Genomic DNA, 606 nt, shown 5'->3' on the forward strand with positions numbered 1-606 from the left:
GAAGTGCAAAAATTGGTTAACCGTGAGCAAGATGAAGAATTCATCTTTGCGATGGTGGCACGTGCGAAAGAGTTGGGTTTCCGTTCGACCAACCTCGATTTGATCTACGGTTTGCCGAAGCAGACCAAAGCCTCTTTTGCGAAGACGTTAGAACAAGTGCTGGAAATGCAGCCGGGTCGTCTGTCGGTCTTTAACTACGCACACATGCCGCAATTGTTTGCTGCGCAGCGTAAGATTAAAGACGAAGATTTGCCAAAAGCAGAAGAGAAAATGGCAATTCTCCAAGACACGATCGCAACTTTGACGGGTGCTGGCTACCAGTTTATCGGCATGGACCATTTTGCGATGCCTGACGACGAACTCGCCGTTGCGCAGCGCGAAGGTGTGTTGCATCGCAACTTCCAAGGCTACACCACTCAAGGTGAATGTGACTTGGTGGGCTTTGGTGTTTCTGCCATTTCAATGATTGGTGATGCGTACGCGCAAAACCAAAAAGAGCTCAAGAAGTACTACGCTCAAGTAAATGACCTTCGCCACGCATTGTGGAAAGGTGTCTCACTCGATTCGGATGACTTGCTCCGTCGTGAAGTGATTAAGCAGCTGATT

The 606-nt window shown here is 48.7% G+C and carries 1 pseudogene; it reads left to right on the top strand.

What is annotated here, in order from left to right:
* Positions 1 to 606: pseudogene (locus R7040_RS27890) on the top strand (oxygen-independent coproporphyrinogen III oxidase); the annotation flags it as partial.

Source organism: Vibrio sp. 1069, from assembly GCF_033340555.1.